Raw genomic sequence first — 16,407 nt, forward strand, 5'->3', positions numbered from 1 at the left:
TTTTAATAATAAAGGAGATATACAATGCTGATGTGGCTTAGTGCCGGCATCGTGCTGACCCTTGCTGCCATAATTTTTATTGTGGTGAAGTGGGGCAACATGCGCATCATAGGTGTCACGCCGGTAAAAACACTAACATTTATCGCCATCCTGTTTACTTCGGGCCTTGATGTTGGCCTTATCATGTTTCCACTGACTGAGTTTGGTGGTTATGCAGACACCGGGGCAAATCCCGAGTATAGCTTTACTAATCCGCTGGCTATTGAGTTTGGCTATTGGGGATTTTTTATCTGGTCTTTTTACTTTCTGACCTGTTTCTATTTTTGTGTCATTGAACCCAAAGTAAAATTTTTTGAAATTAGCTGGGTTAAGTTTATTCACAATGTGGTGATCATCGGCACCTGTGCCTTTACCGCCTTTTTGTTGCTGTCTAACCTGCCGTGGTACCTCCCTGCTCTGGGAGATGGTGAAAGCATTGTCCCGGCATTTTATCTCATCGTTTTTGCCGCCATTGCCTTTTCGGTGTATAGCAGCACAGACATCAAGTATGTCCGCATATTAAGTATCACCACCACCTGGATGTTTATCGCACTGATTGTCTTTATGTGGGGCAGCGCCTTTGTATGGGGCGGTAGCGATATGGCGCAATATTTTGAAGCCACCACCATGCTGGGCGGCTATTTTGCCAATTTCCAACACTTCTTATTTCCTATTAACGACTATCATGCGTTTTATCTGTTCTGGTGGTTTGCCTGGTCCATTATGATTGGTCAGTTTACCTCTCGCTTTGTGGGCGGTATGAAAACCTACCAGGTGCTGGCAGCGATGCTGGTGTTTCCATCTATCCCAATTGCGCTGTGGTTTGGTGTGCTTTACCACTATCACGACGCCGGACTGGACACCAGCGGTATAAGAAACATAGCGATGGTGTTTGTGGGGGTGGTTTTTGTTATCAACTCCCTCGATTCTCTGATCCGTTTGTACACCGACAATCTGAATATGTCAGCCCAGCGTTTGGGCAAAGCAAAATATTTTGTCTTTAACTTTGTTGCGCTGTGTGCGCTGACCCTGCTGTTCAAAATCGACTTTTTGCAAATTCAATGGGTTGGCGCGTTGGTTATTGGTCTGTTTTATTGCTGCTTGAGCTATATTTTATACAGCAAGCTTGGTCGGGTCCGCAATATCGATAGCTCACCAGCAGAAAACGAGCTTGATTTTAAAAAAATTGATACAGCCCATTAAGGAGTGGTGATGAAAATATTCACAAAAACACTGATAGCTGGCAGCGCGCTGGCATTGAGCCAAACGGTTTCGGCCAACTGGTCTACCACGGTTACGCTGGCCTCTGATTACATGTTTAACGGGGTGAGCCAGACCAACAATGATCCGGCTTTGCAGGCGAGTCTGGACTATGCGGCCGATCAGGGTTGGTACGTCGGCGCCTGGACCTCGAATGTGGACTACGGGGAGACCGCAGAACAGGAACTGGACTTTTATGCCGGTCACTGGCTGCAGTTGGATGACAACTGGAGCATGGACTATGGCATTGCCTACTACACCTACATGGGCTCGTCCGCTGCCAGTGACCTGAACTATCCTGAAATCTGGACCAAGCTGGCCTACAGCTCAGACTACGGCACCACCGAGTTTAATGGCTGGTATTCGTGGGATTATTTTGGCCTGGGCGGCGGTCATGTGATTGGCATGATTGCCCACACCTTCCCTATTGCCGAAAACCACGGCATTCGGGTCAGTGTTGATACTTCTAATTCACTGGACGATGATAGCTGGGTTTGGGACAGTGATGGCGGCACCTCCTATGTGCATTATCGGGTGGCGTATCAGACCAGCTGGAACAAATTCAACTTTGAAATTGCCGCTGAAGATACCACGCTGGATATCGACACTGCCGACAAGCGCATCGTCGCCAGCGTCAGCCGCACCTTTAGTTTTTAAAGCGCATTTGCTCAGTCTATGAACCGGTAAGACAGTTGCTGCCTTGCCGGTTTTTTGTATCAGACCGGTAGCTTGCTTGATATCGCAATGATTTATCCCAATACTCGGATAAGCCCTCAATTAATTGCCCACAGGAGACATTGTTATGAGCCGTCATTTTGATTCCGCCGAAGGCTTGTGTGAAGACCGGGATCCGGCGACCCATGGTTTTGTATTTAATCAGACCATGCTGCGCATTGCAGATCCTGAGCGTTCGCTGGATTTTTATACCCGGGTCATGGGGATGACGTTGTTAAAACGACTCGATTTTGAACAGATGGAATTCAGTCTGTATTTCTTAACCGCCGGCGATGATTTTTCTGATATCAGCGACGAAGACGCCAGGCGTACCCAGCAGACCTTCGGGCGCCCGGCAATGCTCGAGCTGACCCATAACTGGAATGATACGGCCGAAAATACGCGCTATCACAATGGCAACAGCGAGCCAAAAGGCTTTGGCCATATTGGTTTTCATGTGCCTGATCTGGAGCAGGCCTGCGCTCGCTTTGACAAGCTTGATGTCCCCTTTCAAAAGCGTCCCGATGATGGCTCAATGAAAGGCATCGCCTTTATCAAAGACCCCGATGATTACTGGATTGAAATATTCGATGCCACCCGGGTCAATGAGGTATGTAAACCCCACCTGAAAGGTTAATAGGGATATAAACCTGATTTATTGCACACCGCCCCTGCTTCGCGGTGTGCTGATGCTTCACTTTTTTGGTGCCGGGCCACGGTTTCCCGGTAACATAAGTGCGAATGACAGAGGGTCAGTGGTATAATCACGCGTCTGTTCACTGGAGGCAGGATTTGTCATCTGATCACGATGCTTTCACAATTACCCCGTTTCCTGCGTTTCGCCATGCAATCAATACCCAAGGGCACAAAAAATGAAGCTGGATGATGTCAAAAAACTTCATCAAAAAAAATACCGTTCCGAGCTGGGCCATTATCTGGTAGAAGGCGAACACCTGATTCTAGAGCTGCACAAAGCACGCAAGCACACTGGTGACACCACGCCAATCACCTTATATGTTACTGATGACTATGAACAGTGGGCTAATGAGCTCAATGCAGGGTTTAGCATTGTACCTGTCACCAGTAAAAAAATGGCGCAACTCAGTGATACCCGATCTCCCCAGGGGCTCATCGCCTGCGTGCCGTTACCGCAGCCGGCCACAGGTTCAGCATCGGTGTCAGAACGTTGCATCTACCTGCACGAGATCCAGGACCCGGGCAACCTGGGTACTATTTTGCGGAGTCTGGCCTGGTTTGGTCAGTTTCGGTTACTGTTGAGCCCCAATAGCGTGGATCCGTTCAACCCCAAGGTGGTCCGCGCCAGCATGGGCGCCATTTTCCATGTGCCCATGGAGCAGAATATCACCCTGCCCGATCTGGCGGCCCGTTATTCGCGTTTTGCTTATCTTGATATGCAGGGTGAATCGGTACACAGTGCCGGCTTTGCAGATTTTGATTGTTATTTGTTTGGTAATGAAGCACGGGGCGTGCCCCATGAGGCATTAGCCAACTTTGCCGCCGCCGCATTCACGATTGCCGGCAATGGGACTATCGACTCGCTGAATGTAGCCAGCGCGGTTACCATCTGTGCGTATCAGCTGTCGCTGAATTCGTAATTTATTTTATAGCGTGACACCCACCAGCGTCTCGTATTTTTACAAAGGAAGGCTATTGTGGCTTTACACTGGTTCCCGGGGCATATGCATAAAGCCCTCAAAGAAATTAAAGAATCCCTGAGTCAGGTTGATGTGCTTATTGAAGTGCTGGATGCACGCATCCCCTACTCCAGCGAGAACCCTGAAATTGCCAGAATCCGGGGCGATAAACCTTGTATCAAGATTTTAAACAAGTTCGATCTGGCCGATCCGGAGATGACCGCTCGCTGGCAGACCTACCTGGAGTCAGAGCGTGGGGTGAAAACCATTACCACCACCACCGATAATCCGGGCAACTCAAAACAAATTATCGACCTGATCCGTCAGGCCTGCCCGCGTAAGTCAACCCAGCCCAAGGTCATCAATGCCATGATCACCGGCATTCCTAATGTGGGAAAATCCACACTTATCAATATTCTGGCTGAACGAATTATTGCCAAAACCGGCAATGAGCCGGCGGTGACAAAAGGCCAGCAGCGGATTAACCTGGGCAGCGGGATTGTCCTGTATGATACGCCCGGGGTACTGTGGCCTAAAGTGGAAAATCCCCACTCTATTTACCGGCTGGCGTCTTCCGGGGCGGTGAAAAACACCGCGATGGAATATGATGATGTGGGATTTTTTGCTGCCGACTATCTTATTCAGGCCTATCCAGCCCTCATGCGTGAGCGTTTTAAAATGGAAGAGCTGCCTGCCACTGAATTGGAGTTTTTGGAAGCTGCGGCCAAAAAACGCGGCGCGATTATGGCCGGGGGCCGGGTTAACCTGCATAAAATCTGTGAGATTCTGTTAAAAGAACTGCAATCTGGCAAACTTGGCCGAATTACTCTGGAAAGCCCCGAAATGGTAGCCCAGGAAAAAATCGAGATGGCCGAGGCCGCCGCCAAGAAAGCGGCTGACAAGGCCAAACGCAAGCAAAAATTCAAAGACGGCTCCCTCACTCCTGACAAACGGGATCGTAAGGAAAAACGCACCGAAAAGCGCGAAGAGCAAAGTAATCGTATGAAGAAAACACCCCGCTAGTCTGCCAAGCCCTGAGGTTCCCCAGGGCTTACGTTTTTGCCTCATCTGCCCCAAGTGGGGTCGCCTCGTCGTCGACTACCAGTAGCTGCTCCTGTGCTGTGGCCTCTTCGATACGGGGATCCATGGTCGCCGCCAGCGGCGAAGTGGTGATATCAGAGGCGCTGACCACATAGTCTGAATGCTCTGGTCGCTCTGCTTTTTGACGTAAATCGATAACCGACAATACCCCGAACATGAGAGCGGCGAGCACCGCAATGGCGCCGTACAAAGCGGTGTGACCCAGTAGTACCATCACCTGCGCCAGAGCCACCGAACCCAGCCCGGCCCCGGCCCCAAAAGCCACCAGCAGTGCCGAAGAGACGCCCACACGATGTTCATCATCTACCCGGGAATTGGCCAGCGCTGAAGACAGCGGATACAGGGTAAAAGCAAAAAGACCAAAAATAAAACTAAGTATCAGCATGGAAAACTGGCTTAAGGGCAGCACAAACATCGCGCCTGCGACGCTCACCAGCACCACGGCACTGATTCGCAATAAGATACTTCGCCTGATCCTGTCAGACAACATCCCCATCGGCCATTGGGCCAGCAGCCCGGCAAAGACCGTCACCGACATAAACCAGGCAATACCGGTAGCATCAAAACCGGATTTGCTGGCAAACGTGGGGGCTAACCCGTAAAAACTGCCGTTGATGATACCAGCAAACATGACGGCGCTGAGCGACTGCGGAATAATCTTAAAATAACTAAAGAAGCCCATCGCTAAAGGTTTTAGGGGTTTAGGGTGAATCCGTCGGGTAATGGCTATGGGCACAATACCGATGGAAACCGCGATGCACACCAGAAACAAAGGGGCATAACCGAGTTCAGGGAACTGTGCTACAGACAATTGCCCCAGCACGGTCCCCAGGTAAGAGGTAATCATGTATAACGAGAACACGCGGCCCCGGTGTTCATGACTGGCCTGCTCATTCAGCCAGCTTTCCAGCACCATAAAATTACACATCATGCCAACGCCAACCAGCACCCTTAATACCAGCCATAGGGTTAAGTTATCGGAAACGCCATGCATCGCAATACAGGCGGTTACCGCCGCAGTACAGGCGGCAAAAGAACGAATATGCCCCACCGATTTTATGAGGTAATAGCCAACCTTTGAGCCAAATAGCAGCCCTATGTAGTAGCCCGACGTAAGCAAACCAATCCAGAATGTCGATACATTTTTTTGGCCCAGGTACAACGCCAGATAAGTGGTCAGAAGCGCCGTGCCACCAACCAGGAATAAGTTTGCAATATAAAGAGAAAGAAATGACCGCACTGTGGACTCTCAAAAATTGATGTGTTGCCTCGCCGGTAGACTAAATCAGTTTGATTGCAACGCCAAGACAAAGTCGTCGGTTCCTGTGCTTTTCTGGCAGGCTATGGCGGCTTCTGCACGCGTAACTGCTAATGGGCCTGACGGCTCAAGCTCGACCAGCAATTTCACCTACACACGACGGTAAAGATATGTGGTACACGGGCGGACTCAAGTAAAAAGCCGTTATTAGCTCGTTTATACATACGTGCAGTGATGGCCCACAGCTATGTTCACGGGCCGCTTGCTTGAAAAGCTCCACCGTCTGGTCGCTTTATCACAAGTTAGGTTTAACCGGCCCTAACCACTAATACGGCATGTTGCCACTAGCTTTTTATCAGCCTGCTCGCCTTTTGAATATGAAGAGGAACAAGAAATAGAACGGGTAGAAAACACGAAATCCGCAAACGCCCTGTTTATAGATGTATAACGATTGTATTTTTCCCAATCATCCCATGCGCTGTTCGGATCAGGCAGATTTGCGATAAAGCCATTATCGTCATCTGTAAATATTACTTCAGAAAATTTCACACAACCTGAAACAGTTATTTTACACATGCCAAGCGGCTTACCTGTGTGCTTTCTAACTTGAAGGTAGGTTAAATCACTATCCCTACTGATGGCGGCGCCTTTGGCCATGTATTTTGTAAGCGCCTGAAGCTGTTCGGGGTTCGAATCCTTAATACCTCTATTAATTATTTTATGTATGATGGGAAACCGTGAAAGCTCTGCTGCTTTTTTTGGGGGGGGCGTTGAGCAATCTCCAGGTGGGCAGAGGTCGTCGCCAGCGAAGTAAGAGTCACCGACGTTAAGGGTATAAAGCCGACTTCCCAGCGTATTTTTTATAAACTCTTCTAATACTTCTTCAGCTGACCAACGGGGTGAGCCGATAAAAGTTATCCTATTTTTTTCTCCACCTTTTGCCGCCCTATCGTTATCCGCTCTCCATCAGGCATATCAAAAAAATAAAATTCACTAGCAATAGAAACATTAGTAAATAACAGAGACGTTAAAATAAAAACTGAACAGATTAATTTCTTCATCACGATCCTTGTAGATAGCTTGTTAACATCCAGCCAATTGATTGCTAAAGCTCACCATTATCAAAGCATACCGTCGTTGGATAAACAAGCCTCTACTTTCGGACGGTTAAACGTAGTTACCGGAATTCTTTGAATGTGCTTTTCACTCAAACAGTTATACATTTTGGTTGAGCTGTTCAATTAGTCAGTCTTAAAAACAAAACAACCCCGGCGAACCAGGGTTGTTTCTATACTTGGGTCAGACGTTTAGAGAGTGTAAAAATATCTGTGTAAATGGCATTCTTATCATCTCCTTAGAAGGATATCAGAATGCCAATATCAGACAAACTCATCGACCAACTGCTTGATGACTGTGATTCACCAGAAGACATTTTAGGCGAAGCTGGCCTCCTCAAGCAGCTTACCAAGAAGGTTGCTGAACGAGCGTTAGAAGCCGAAATGGAAGCCCATCTGGGCTACGCGCCCAACGATGCGGCTGGTAACAACAGCGGCAACTCTCGCAACGGTAAAACGAAGAAGAGTGTTCGCAGCACCAATGGTGATGTTGAACTCGATATTCCACGCGATCGCAACGGCAGTTTTGACCCCAAGTTAGTACGCAAGGGCGAACGTCAGCTAAACGGATTTGATGAGCGCATTGTTGCCCTTTACGCGCGCGGCATGACCACGCGGGATATTCAGGCTTACCTTGAAGAAGCTTACGGTATTGAGGTCTCTGCCACCTTCATATCGCAGGTAACGAACGCGGTGATGGACGAGGTTAAGGCCTGGCAGCATCGGCCGCTGGAAAAGCTTTACCCGGTGGTTTATCTCGACTGTTTAGTGGTTCGTAGTCGTGACTCTGGCGTGGTACAAAATAAATCCGTGTATCTGGCGCTTGGCATTAATACCGACGGTGAAAAAGAGTTATTAGGTCTGTGGATGGCCCAAACTGAGGGAGCCAAGTTCTGGTTGTCGGTGATGAACGAGCTTAAAAACCGTGGTGTGGAGGATATCTTCATCGCCTGCTGTGATGGCCTCAAAGGCTTCCCGGAAGCCATTGAAGCGGTATACCCGAAAACACAGGTGCAGCTGTGTATCGTGCATCAAATTCGCCACTCGCTGCGCTACGTGAACTGGAAGCAGCGTAAGATTATCGCGGCGGATTTAAAACTGATTTATGGTGCGGCCACTCGTGCTGAAGCCGAGCAGGCCCTCGAGCTTTTTGCAGAAAAATGGGATTGCGAACACCCGACCATCAGCCGCTCCTGGCGGGCGAACTGGGAACGTTTATGCGTATTCTTCGATTATCCGACCGAGATACGCAAGGCCATTTACACCACCAATGCGATTGAGTCGCTGAACGCGTCCCTGCGAAAAATCACCAAGACCCGCCGGTCGTTCCCGAACGACGAAGCCGTCATGAAGGTGTTGTACCTAGCCTTGCATCAGGCTTCGAAAAAGTGGACGATGCCCATACGCAACTGGAAACCGGCCATGGCGCAGTTCGAGATTATGTACCAGGATCGGATTTAACAGTGCAATCAGCCATTTACACAAAATCTTTTACAGTCTCGACGTTTATTTAATAATCAGTGCCGAGGGCTTCGCGTTCGGTTTGCTCCAGTTCTTTCGTACTGATGGGTTCATCGGTCAGGCGCTCTTTCTCGCCGTCGGCCATCTTGTCTTTCATCTCACGCTCTTTTTCCATCATTTCGCGTTCTTTTTCGTGTTTCGCTTTCATCATTTCACGTTCTTTTTCACGTTCAGCTTCACGCTTTTCACGCATCATGTCGCGTTTTTCACCGCGTTTTTCTTTCATCATCTCACGTTTTTCTTCGCGCTTTTCACGCATCATTTCACGCTTTTCAGTCATCGCTTCGCGTTTTTCTTCTACGGCTTCACGCTCTGCTTCGCGAGCTTCGTCCTTCCACCCGGCTTTTTTGTCCTGGGTATATTCCTGCTTTTCGTCCATTAACTCTTCACGTTCATCCTGCCACTCTTGCTTTGCTTCCTGCTTTTCTTCTTGCCATTCCTGTTTTGCTTCCTGCTTTTCTTCTTTCCAGCCATTTTTCATTTCATTTTTGTATTCACGCTTTTCTTGCTGGGCTTCGCGTTTGGCTTCCATTGCCTCCTGTTTTTGCTCGCGCGTCATCTCATTGTAATCCTCTCGAGCATCGCGCTTTTCTTCGCGCATTTCCTGCATAGCTTCATTGCGTTCTTTTTCCGCCTCCATGGCAGCTTCACGCTCCACTTCGCTCATCTGGTTTTGCTGCATGTTCACCACGGCAGAATCCTGAGTGGATTGTTGGGCGAACGCAGCGTTAATACACAAACTTAATGGTAATAAGGTGGCGCCAGCCAGAAGAGTAATTTGACGAGACTTTTTCATGTTGTTCTCCGAACAAAAAGATAGGGTTAAAGCATAAATGCGATGACCTTTATACTGGTTAAAGTTTGAACTGGATTAGCCGGACGGCCTGAATTACTGTAGATGTTAAAAAAACAAAAAAAAAGCCGCTGTCAAAGCAGCGGCTGTATGAGCGTGAGTTATCCTTTTATCAGGATTGAGGACGACTCACCGGACATGGATCCAGGTTCCAGACCCGGTCTACATAATCCTGAATCGAACGATCTGAGGTAAACTTACCCATCATTGCAGTATTAATGATCACCATTTCGGCCCAGCGTTCTTTATCACGATACGCCTTATCAACTTCAATTTGCGCATCCGAATAGGCTCGGAAGTCTGCCAGCACAAGGTACGGGTCGCCCATATCCAGCAGGCTTTGCTTAATCGATACCAGCGCACCGGGTTTGCCCGGAGTGAAATAATCCGTTTCCAGCCAGTCAAGCACCGCTTTTATCTCAGCATCCTGGTAATAATAGTCTTTGGGGTTGTAGCCGGCTTTGAGGGTTTCAGTAACCTCATCCACGGTTAAGCCAAAGATAAAGATGTTGTCATCCCCGACTTCCTCGGCAATTTCCACATTGGCGCCATCCAGCGTACCAATGGTTACGGCGCCGTTAAGGGCCAGCTTCATGTTACCGGTACCCGACGCTTCTTTACCGGCTGTACTGATTTGTTCTGACACATCTGATGCCGGAATCATTTTTTCAGCCAGAGAAACACGGTAATTGGGCAAAAATACCACTTTTAACTTGTCGCCCACCCGCGGATCATTGTTGACCTTGTTAGCCACCATATTAATGGCATAAATGATGTCTTTGGCCAGTGTATACGCTGGTGCTGCTTTGGCGCCAAAAATAAATACCCGTGGATGCATATCATAATCAGGATTTTCCAGAATACGACGATACAGGGCCATGATATGCAGCAGATTCAGATGCTGGCGCTTGTATTCATGCAGGCGTTTAATCTGCACATCAAAAATGGCATCGGTACTTACCTCAATACCGGTCGAAGCCAGAATTTCTTCTGCCAGCATTTTTTTATTGGCCTGTTTAACCTGCATAAACTGCTTCTGGAATGTTTTATTGGTGGCGTGCTTGGCCAGCCCTTCCAGTTTCTTCAGATTAATCGGCCAGTCTTCACCAATCTTTTTATCAATCAGCTTCGACAGTGCCGGGTTACAGGCTTTCAACCATCGACGTGGGGTAATGCCGTTCGTAACGTTGGTCAGCTTTTCTGGCCATAGTTCATCAAATTCAGGGAATAGGTTTTGTTTCACTAAGCGAGAATGCAGTTCAGCCACGCCGTTGACCCGGAAAGATCCGATAACAGACAGATGACCCATACGCACCATCTTCTCGCCGCCTTCTTCGATGATAGACAGTTTGGCTTTCATGAGATTATCGCCCGGCCATTTTTTATCCACCTCATCCATAAAGCGATGGTTGATCTCATAAATGATTTCAAGATGGCGCGGCAGAATTTTTTCCAGCATACGGGCTGGCCATTTTTCCAGGGCTTCTGGCAATAAGGTATGGTTGGTATACGCAAAGACCTTGGTGGATATTCCCCATGCGGTATCCCAGTCCAGCTGCGCGCGATCAACCAGAATGCGCATCAATTCAGGAATGGCTATGGCCGGATGCGTATCATTAAGCTGAATCACCACCTGCTCGGCAAACCGGCTCCAGTCATCTTTGTGAGCACGCTTATAACGGCGAATGATGTCTTTCAATGAGCAAGAGCAAAAGAAATATTGCTGAATCAGACGCAGCTCTTTACCGGCTTCGGTTTCATCGTTGGGATACAACACTTTAGAGATGGTCTCAGCCTGAACATTTTCGCGCTGAGCATCCACATAGCCGCCTGCGTTAAAGACATCCCAGTTAAAATAACCAGATGATTCGGACTGCCACAAGCGCAGTACGTTAACGGTTTTACCCCCGTAGCCCACCACTGGAATGTCCCACGGAACCCCTTTTACAATAGAGCCCGGGTGCCATTCTTTTTGAATACGTCCATTTTCGCCGTATTTGGTCTCAACATAGCCAAATAAAGACACTTCCTGAGTCGACTCCGGACGGCAAATCTCCCATGGGTTTCCATAGTCGCGCCAGCTGTCGGGACGCTCAATCTGCGCCCCACTTCTGATTTCCTGACGAAACAAACCATGTTCGTAATGAATACCATACCCAATAGCCGGAATTTCCATGGTCGCCAATGAATCAATAAAGCAGGCCGCCAGGCGTCCCAGGCCGCCGTTGCCCAGCGCCATGTCTGGCTCTTCTTCTAGTACATCGGCAATTTCCACGCCCAGTTCTTTCAGACCGGCTTCGGCTACTTCATACAAGCCGAAATTCTGCAGATTATTAGATAGCAGACGGCCCATCAAAAACTCTGCAGAAAAATAGTGCACAGCACGGGTATCGTTCATGTAATGGGTTTTTTGGGTGCGACGTAATCCTTCAAGCACATTTTCCTGCATGGCGGCGCAGGTCGCTTTCCACCACGCATGGCTGTTGGCTTTGTTCTCGTCGGTTCCCAATGTACAGTGAAGATGACGAATTACGGCGGCTTTAAATTCGTTTTTATCAATTTTTACATCGGGTAAGGAATTGGCTTGTGAAGCGGTTGCGTTCATATCACTCTCTCACTTAGCAAAGGATACACCCGGCCAGCACTACAAAATTGGCTTAGGTGCAGGTTCAAAACGTAATAAAATTACAAAACTGAACTACGACATGACCGCAATATAGCAGCGTTACCACCAACTTTTTGTAATTTTTTTGTTAATTTTTCAAATAAAAAGGCGATATATTAAATATCGCCTTCATTGCTAACATATAATTAACTTAATAAATTATATTTTATTACAAATTAAACGTTACCGTATAATCTTGGCCACTAATTGCTCAGCTTCTCTGATGAGCTCTTGTAAGTGAGTATCACCTTTAAAGCTTTCTGCATAAATTTTGTAGATTTGCTCGGTCCCGGACGGGCGCGCTGCAAACCAGCCATTTTCGGTAGAAACCTTTAATCCTCCAATGGCAGCATTATTCCCAGAGGCATGGGTTTCAATGGCGGTGATAGGTTCGCCGGCAAGGGTGTCGCTGGTGACCGCTGAACTGTCGAGAGCGGCTAGCTTTTGTTTTTCTTCATGGCTGGCGGCCACATCCACCCGCTCATACACCGGCGCCCCGAATTGCTCGGTCAGGTTTTGATAATGTTCGCCCGGATCCTTACCGGTCACCGCCAGCATTTCGGCCGCCAGCAAACATAGAATAATCCCGTCCTTATCGGTAGCCCAGGTTTTGGCATCACGCTGCAAGAAAATACCGCCGGCACTTTCTTCCCCCGCAAAGCCAATTGTAGACTGGCCCATGCCTTCAACAAACCATTTAAAGCCCACCGGCATTTCAGCCAGTTCCCGGCCAAGTGCATTGGCTACACGATTAATCATGGAGCTGGAAACCAGAGTCTTGCCCACTTTTAGTGTCTCGGGCCATTGCTGGCGATGGGTAAACAGATACTGGATGGCCACGGCCAGATAATGGTTCGGATTCATTAAACCCTGACTGCGACAGACAATCCCGTGCCGGTCAAAATCAGGATCGTTACCCCAGGCCAAATCAAACTGGTCTTTCAGTTCAATAAGCCCGGCCATGGCATAAGCCGAAGAGCAATCCATCCGCAGTTTGCCGTCTTTGTCGCGGCGCATAAACGCAAATTGCGGATCAACCTCGTTATTAACCACCTTGATATTCAGACCATATTTTTCTGCAATGCGCTCCCAGTAGCCTACTCCGGCGCCGCCCAGCGGATCAGTACCCAGCGTCAGCTTCGCTTTTGCTATCGCCTGCATATCGATAACATTTGCCAGCTCATCGATATAGGGTTCCATAAAGTCTTCTTCGCGTACCAAATCACTGGCCATAGCCTGACGTAGATCAAGCCGTTTAACCTCCCGGTTGTCATCCGCGATCAGCGCATTAGCCCGCTGTTGAATAATGCCGGTAACATTTGAGTCGGCCGGCCCGCCATGGGGGGATTGTACTTGAAGCCACCATCACCGGGCGGATTATGTGACGGGGTTATCACCACGCCATCTGCCAGATTGTCAGAACGCCCTGCATTATGGCGCAGGATAGTGCGGGAAATAACCGGGGTAGGTGTATAGCCACGGCTGGCATTGTCACTTTGTTGAATTATCACCTGCACTTTGTTGGCACACAGCACTTCGATGGCGGTAAGCATGGCCGGCTCGGACAATGCGTGCGTATCTTTACCAATAAATAGCGGACCGCTGATGTTGTGCTGTTCGCGGTATTCGGCTAACGCCTGACAAATGGCTGCAATATGGGTATCAGTGAAGGTGGCATTCACCGCCGTACCGCGGTGCCCCGACGTGCCAAAACTGACGGCTTCGGCCGCATTTTCCGCATCCGGTTTGTGTGCATAATACTGACTTACCAGATGTGCCACATTAATGAGTTGTTCACGAGCGGCAGGTTGCCCCGCCTGAGGATGTAAAGCCATGCAGTTTCCTTGTCGGTTGTAGTAAACAGCGTTAGTCGGTAATTACTTAGGCAAAGCGATTAAGCAAACTGTTGCTGGTTTTCTGATCGTAGCCCAACAGCTGCAAAACCTGCTCCAGCATCGCCACTTTTTTGGCCGTATTGTTGTTGGTCACTACCCAAAAAGCGCTGCCCGGGATTTGTTTGGGGTTGGTACTGCTGCCGGTTTTTAATAACGCTTCTTTACTGGTGGCAAAATACACCCGGTTTTTGCCTTTAATTTTTTCAACTTCGGCAAATTCCTGGGGATGCAGCTCATGGAGCTGTGCCAGCATAAACAAAAACAAATCCACCCGCTTAGTGTAGTCTTTTAATACATCAGGCGTAGCCCGTTTAAGAATATCATCAGACTGACGCGTTTTGGCTGTTCGCGCAGGCGTAGCTTCAGCCGCTTTTTTAGCTGCCTGCGATACGGTTGCTTTGGCGGGCGATGACGGGGTGCCTTCGGCGGTTTTTGCTGACATATTTTGTGCGGTTGCCGGTGTCATGAGCAATCGACGTAAGATATCTGACGCACTTTCGCCAATGTGCTTTGTTTCACCGGCGATAAATGCGTACAAATCATCATCTATTTCAATACTTTTCATAAACCACTTCCTTAAATAGCTTGCCCATTATAGACAACCCGCCGCCTTGTCGCAGCACTTTATCCGCCTTAATTTGCCAAACATTTGATGCTAAATTAATCAGTTGCGCTTTTGTGTCTATACTCACGTATTAGTAAAACAATTTTTTTAAAGCTTTGTCTTGCTAAGATAAATTAACATCGGCAACTGGAGTGGTAGCCACGGATGAACAACACGCAATATCAGGCGTTAACCAACGCGTTGAGTCAGCATATTATTGGTAAGTCCCACCAGCTAAAACTTGCTTTGGCGTGCATTCTGGCAAATGGTCATCTGCTGATTGAAGACTTACCCGGTATGGGCAAAACCACCCTATCCCATGCGCTGGCTCGTCTGTTTGGCTTGCAGTTTTCCCGGATCCAGTTTACCTCTGACTTATTGCCGGCTGATATGTTAGGCAGCAATATCTACAATACCCAGACACAGAGCTTTGAGTTTCGTCATGGTCCGGTATTCAGTCAGCTGGTGCTGGCCGATGAGATTAACCGCGCCAGCCCTAAAACCCAAAGCGCGTTACTTGAAGCGATGGAAGAACAGCAAGTCAGCATTGATGGCCAGACCTTCAGGCTGCCCGATCCGTTTTTTGTTATTGGCACCCAAAACCCTTCCTATCAGTCGGGTACCTATCCTTTACCAGAGTCCCAGCTCGATCGTTTTTTGATGCGGATTTCACTAGGCTATCCAGACTGGGATGCTGAAAAAGCAATGCTGATGCAAGCCGGTATCGATAGAGACAGTAGCATGCCTGAGGCGGTGGTGTGTGCAAACACGCTGGCCCAGTGGCAGTCCAGTGTGGTTAATGTGCATGCCGCCGACGCGGTCATAGACTACATTCTGCGTCTGGTCACCATGAGCCGCACCACGCCCGGCTATCCTCATGCCCTGTCACCACGGGCCAGTAAAGCCATTCTGGCCGCTGCCAAAGCCTGGGCGTTTATGCACGAACGAAATTATGTTGTTCCTGAAGATGTGCAGGCGGTTTTTGAATCGGTTGCAGAACACCGCATGCGTTCAGCAAATATGGAGCAGGCTGAAGATACGGTGCTTAGCCAGCGGTTGCTGGAAAGCGTTGATCCGCTGGCAGCCTGATGCGCCTGGCGAGGATTAAAAATCGACTTATGCTACGCTGGCTGGCCAGTCGTATTCCTGAAAAGCAACGCCATCAGCTAGACGCCCGTTCGATATTTATCTTTCCTACGGTGTTTGGATTTTGCTTTCTTATCCTGTGTGTATGTCTATTTGTGCTGGGCACAAACTATCAAAATAACCTGCTGTTATTACTCAGCTACTTTTTTATCGCCCTGGGGCTGGTTACGCTATTTACCAGTTACCGTAATTTTTCGCGGATCCAGTTACAGGCCCGCGGCATAAATCCGGTTTTTGCCGGTGACAACGCCACCTTTCAGATGCAGCTGATAGAAACCCACACTCGAGCCGGCCATGGTGAGCTGAAAATTCATTGGTGGGGGCATGCTACCGGCATCGTCATCGATTTGGATGAGGCCCCGGCAGTCATCAGTCTGCCTCGTTTTACCTACCGCCGGGGGTTGTTCCCTTTGCCGCGGGTGACCTTTTCCAGTCAGTTTCCCTTAGGTTTGTTTAAATGCTGGACCCATCTGGATTTTGCCCAGCCCTTACCGTATTTCCCAAATTACAGACCTGTGAAATTACCCTGGTACCGCTGAACAAGGATATGGCTCAATCCAGTGCCTATGCCCCGGGCATGA

The 16,407-nt window shown here is 48.7% G+C and carries 13 protein-coding genes and 1 pseudogene; 8 read left to right on the forward strand and 6 right to left on the reverse strand.

Annotated features, from left to right (window positions below):
• Nucleotides 1-24: 24 nt before the first annotated feature.
• The 5 genes from IT774_RS10340 (at nt 25) to ylqF (ending at nt 4,691) form a co-directional block, all read left to right on the forward strand.
• A complete protein-coding gene (locus IT774_RS10340) occupies nt 25-1,242 on the forward strand; it encodes a BCCT family transporter (protein WP_195809723.1) in 1,218 nt (405 codons plus the stop codon).
• Between the two features lie 9 nt (nt 1,243-1,251).
• A complete protein-coding gene (locus tag IT774_RS10345) occupies nt 1,252-1,956 on the forward strand; it encodes a TorF family putative porin (protein ID WP_195809724.1) in 705 nt (234 codons plus the stop codon).
• Between the two features lie 145 nt (nt 1,957-2,101).
• The gene (gene gloA / locus IT774_RS10350) at nt 2,102-2,650 is read left to right on the forward strand and encodes a lactoylglutathione lyase (protein ID WP_195809725.1); all 549 of its coding nucleotides are present in this window, start codon (nt 2,102-2,104) and stop codon (nt 2,648-2,650) included.
• Between the two features lie 235 nt (nt 2,651-2,885).
• Nucleotides 2,886-3,629, forward strand: a complete 744-nt coding sequence (locus tag IT774_RS10355) for a TrmH family RNA methyltransferase (protein ID WP_195809726.1) — start codon at nt 2,886-2,888, stop codon at nt 3,627-3,629.
• A gap of 57 nt (nt 3,630-3,686) precedes the next feature.
• Nucleotides 3,687-4,691, forward strand: coding sequence for a ribosome biogenesis GTPase YlqF (ylqF, locus tag IT774_RS10360; RefSeq protein ID WP_195809727.1), 1,005 nt, complete (start codon nt 3,687-3,689; stop codon nt 4,689-4,691).
• Between the two features lie 28 nt (nt 4,692-4,719).
• Here the strand turns inward: ylqF and IT774_RS10365 are convergent, their stop codons facing one another.
• Nucleotides 4,720-6,009: an MFS transporter gene (locus IT774_RS10365; protein WP_195809728.1), complete on the reverse strand. Its 1,290-nt coding sequence runs from the start codon at nt 6,007-6,009 to the stop codon at nt 4,720-4,722.
• Nucleotides 6,010-6,345: 336 nt separating this feature from the next.
• On the reverse strand, nt 6,346-6,684 hold the full coding sequence (locus tag IT774_RS10370) for a hypothetical protein (RefSeq protein ID WP_195809729.1): 339 nt from the start codon (nt 6,682-6,684) through the stop codon (nt 6,346-6,348).
• A gap of 713 nt (nt 6,685-7,397) precedes the next feature.
• Here IT774_RS10370 and IT774_RS10375 point away from each other — a divergent pair.
• Complete coding sequence (locus IT774_RS10375; protein ID WP_195809730.1) at nt 7,398-8,603, forward strand: IS256 family transposase; 1,206 nt, start codon at nt 7,398-7,400, stop codon at nt 8,601-8,603.
• 49 nt (nt 8,604-8,652) lie between these two features.
• On the opposite strand, the gene IT774_RS10380 is transcribed toward IT774_RS10375, so the two are convergent.
• The 4 genes and pseudogenes from IT774_RS10380 to seqA all read right to left on the reverse strand — a co-directional run bounded on the left by IT774_RS10380 (nt 8,653) and on the right by seqA (nt 14,641).
• On the reverse strand, nt 8,653-9,459 hold the full coding sequence (locus IT774_RS10380) for a hypothetical protein (RefSeq protein ID WP_195809731.1): 807 nt from the start codon (nt 9,457-9,459) through the stop codon (nt 8,653-8,655).
• A 169-nt stretch (nt 9,460-9,628) separates the two neighbouring features.
• Nucleotides 9,629-12,121 (reverse strand): glycogen/starch/alpha-glucan phosphorylase, encoded by a 2,493-nt coding sequence (locus IT774_RS10385; protein ID WP_195809732.1) that lies wholly within the window; start codon nt 12,119-12,121, stop codon nt 9,629-9,631.
• A gap of 243 nt (nt 12,122-12,364) precedes the next feature.
• Nucleotides 12,365-14,016, reverse strand: a pseudogene (gene pgm / locus IT774_RS10390) (phosphoglucomutase (alpha-D-glucose-1,6-bisphosphate-dependent)).
• A 46-nt stretch (nt 14,017-14,062) separates the two neighbouring features.
• Nucleotides 14,063-14,641 (reverse strand): replication initiation negative regulator SeqA, encoded by a 579-nt coding sequence (gene seqA, locus IT774_RS10395; RefSeq protein WP_195809733.1) that lies wholly within the window; start codon nt 14,639-14,641, stop codon nt 14,063-14,065.
• A gap of 204 nt (nt 14,642-14,845) precedes the next feature.
• Between seqA and IT774_RS10400 the strand changes: the two genes are divergently transcribed.
• Nucleotides 14,846-15,769, forward strand: coding sequence for an AAA family ATPase (locus tag IT774_RS10400; RefSeq protein ID WP_195809734.1), 924 nt, complete (start codon nt 14,846-14,848; stop codon nt 15,767-15,769).
• 29 nt (nt 15,770-15,798) lie between these two features.
• A complete protein-coding gene (locus IT774_RS10405) occupies nt 15,799-16,365 on the forward strand; it encodes a hypothetical protein (RefSeq protein ID WP_195809735.1) in 567 nt (188 codons plus the stop codon).
• Nucleotides 16,366-16,407 lie beyond the last annotated feature (42 nt).

Source organism: Salinimonas marina (assembly GCF_015644725.1).
Classification (GTDB): Bacteria; Pseudomonadota; Gammaproteobacteria; order Enterobacterales; family Alteromonadaceae; genus Alteromonas.

Excerpts from the sequence above, each read along its gene's own strand:
- IT774_RS10340 (WP_195809723.1), top strand. The coding sequence starts at position 25 with ATGCTGATGTGGCTTAGTGCCGGCATCGTGCTGACCCTTGCTGCCATA.
- IT774_RS10345 (WP_195809724.1), top strand. The coding sequence starts at position 1,252 with ATGAAAATATTCACAAAAACACTGATAGCTGGCAGCGCGCTGGCATTG.
- gloA (WP_195809725.1), top strand. The coding sequence starts at position 2,102 with ATGAGCCGTCATTTTGATTCCGCCGAAGGCTTGTGTGAAGACCGGGAT.
- IT774_RS10355 (WP_195809726.1), top strand. The coding sequence starts at position 2,886 with ATGAAGCTGGATGATGTCAAAAAACTTCATCAAAAAAAATACCGTTCC.
- IT774_RS10370 (WP_195809729.1), bottom strand. The coding sequence starts at position 6,684 with ATGGCCAAAGGCGCCGCCATCAGTAGGGATAGTGATTTAACCTACCTT.
- IT774_RS10375 (WP_195809730.1), top strand. The coding sequence starts at position 7,398 with ATGCCAATATCAGACAAACTCATCGACCAACTGCTTGATGACTGTGAT.
- IT774_RS10380 (WP_195809731.1), bottom strand. The coding sequence starts at position 9,459 with ATGAAAAAGTCTCGTCAAATTACTCTTCTGGCTGGCGCCACCTTATTA.
- IT774_RS10385 (WP_195809732.1), bottom strand. The coding sequence starts at position 12,121 with ATGAACGCAACCGCTTCACAAGCCAATTCCTTACCCGATGTAAAAATT.
- seqA (WP_195809733.1), bottom strand. The coding sequence starts at position 14,641 with ATGAAAAGTATTGAAATAGATGATGATTTGTACGCATTTATCGCCGGT.
- IT774_RS10400 (WP_195809734.1), top strand. The coding sequence starts at position 14,846 with ATGAACAACACGCAATATCAGGCGTTAACCAACGCGTTGAGTCAGCAT.
- IT774_RS10405 (WP_195809735.1), top strand. The coding sequence starts at position 15,799 with ATGCTACGCTGGCTGGCCAGTCGTATTCCTGAAAAGCAACGCCATCAG.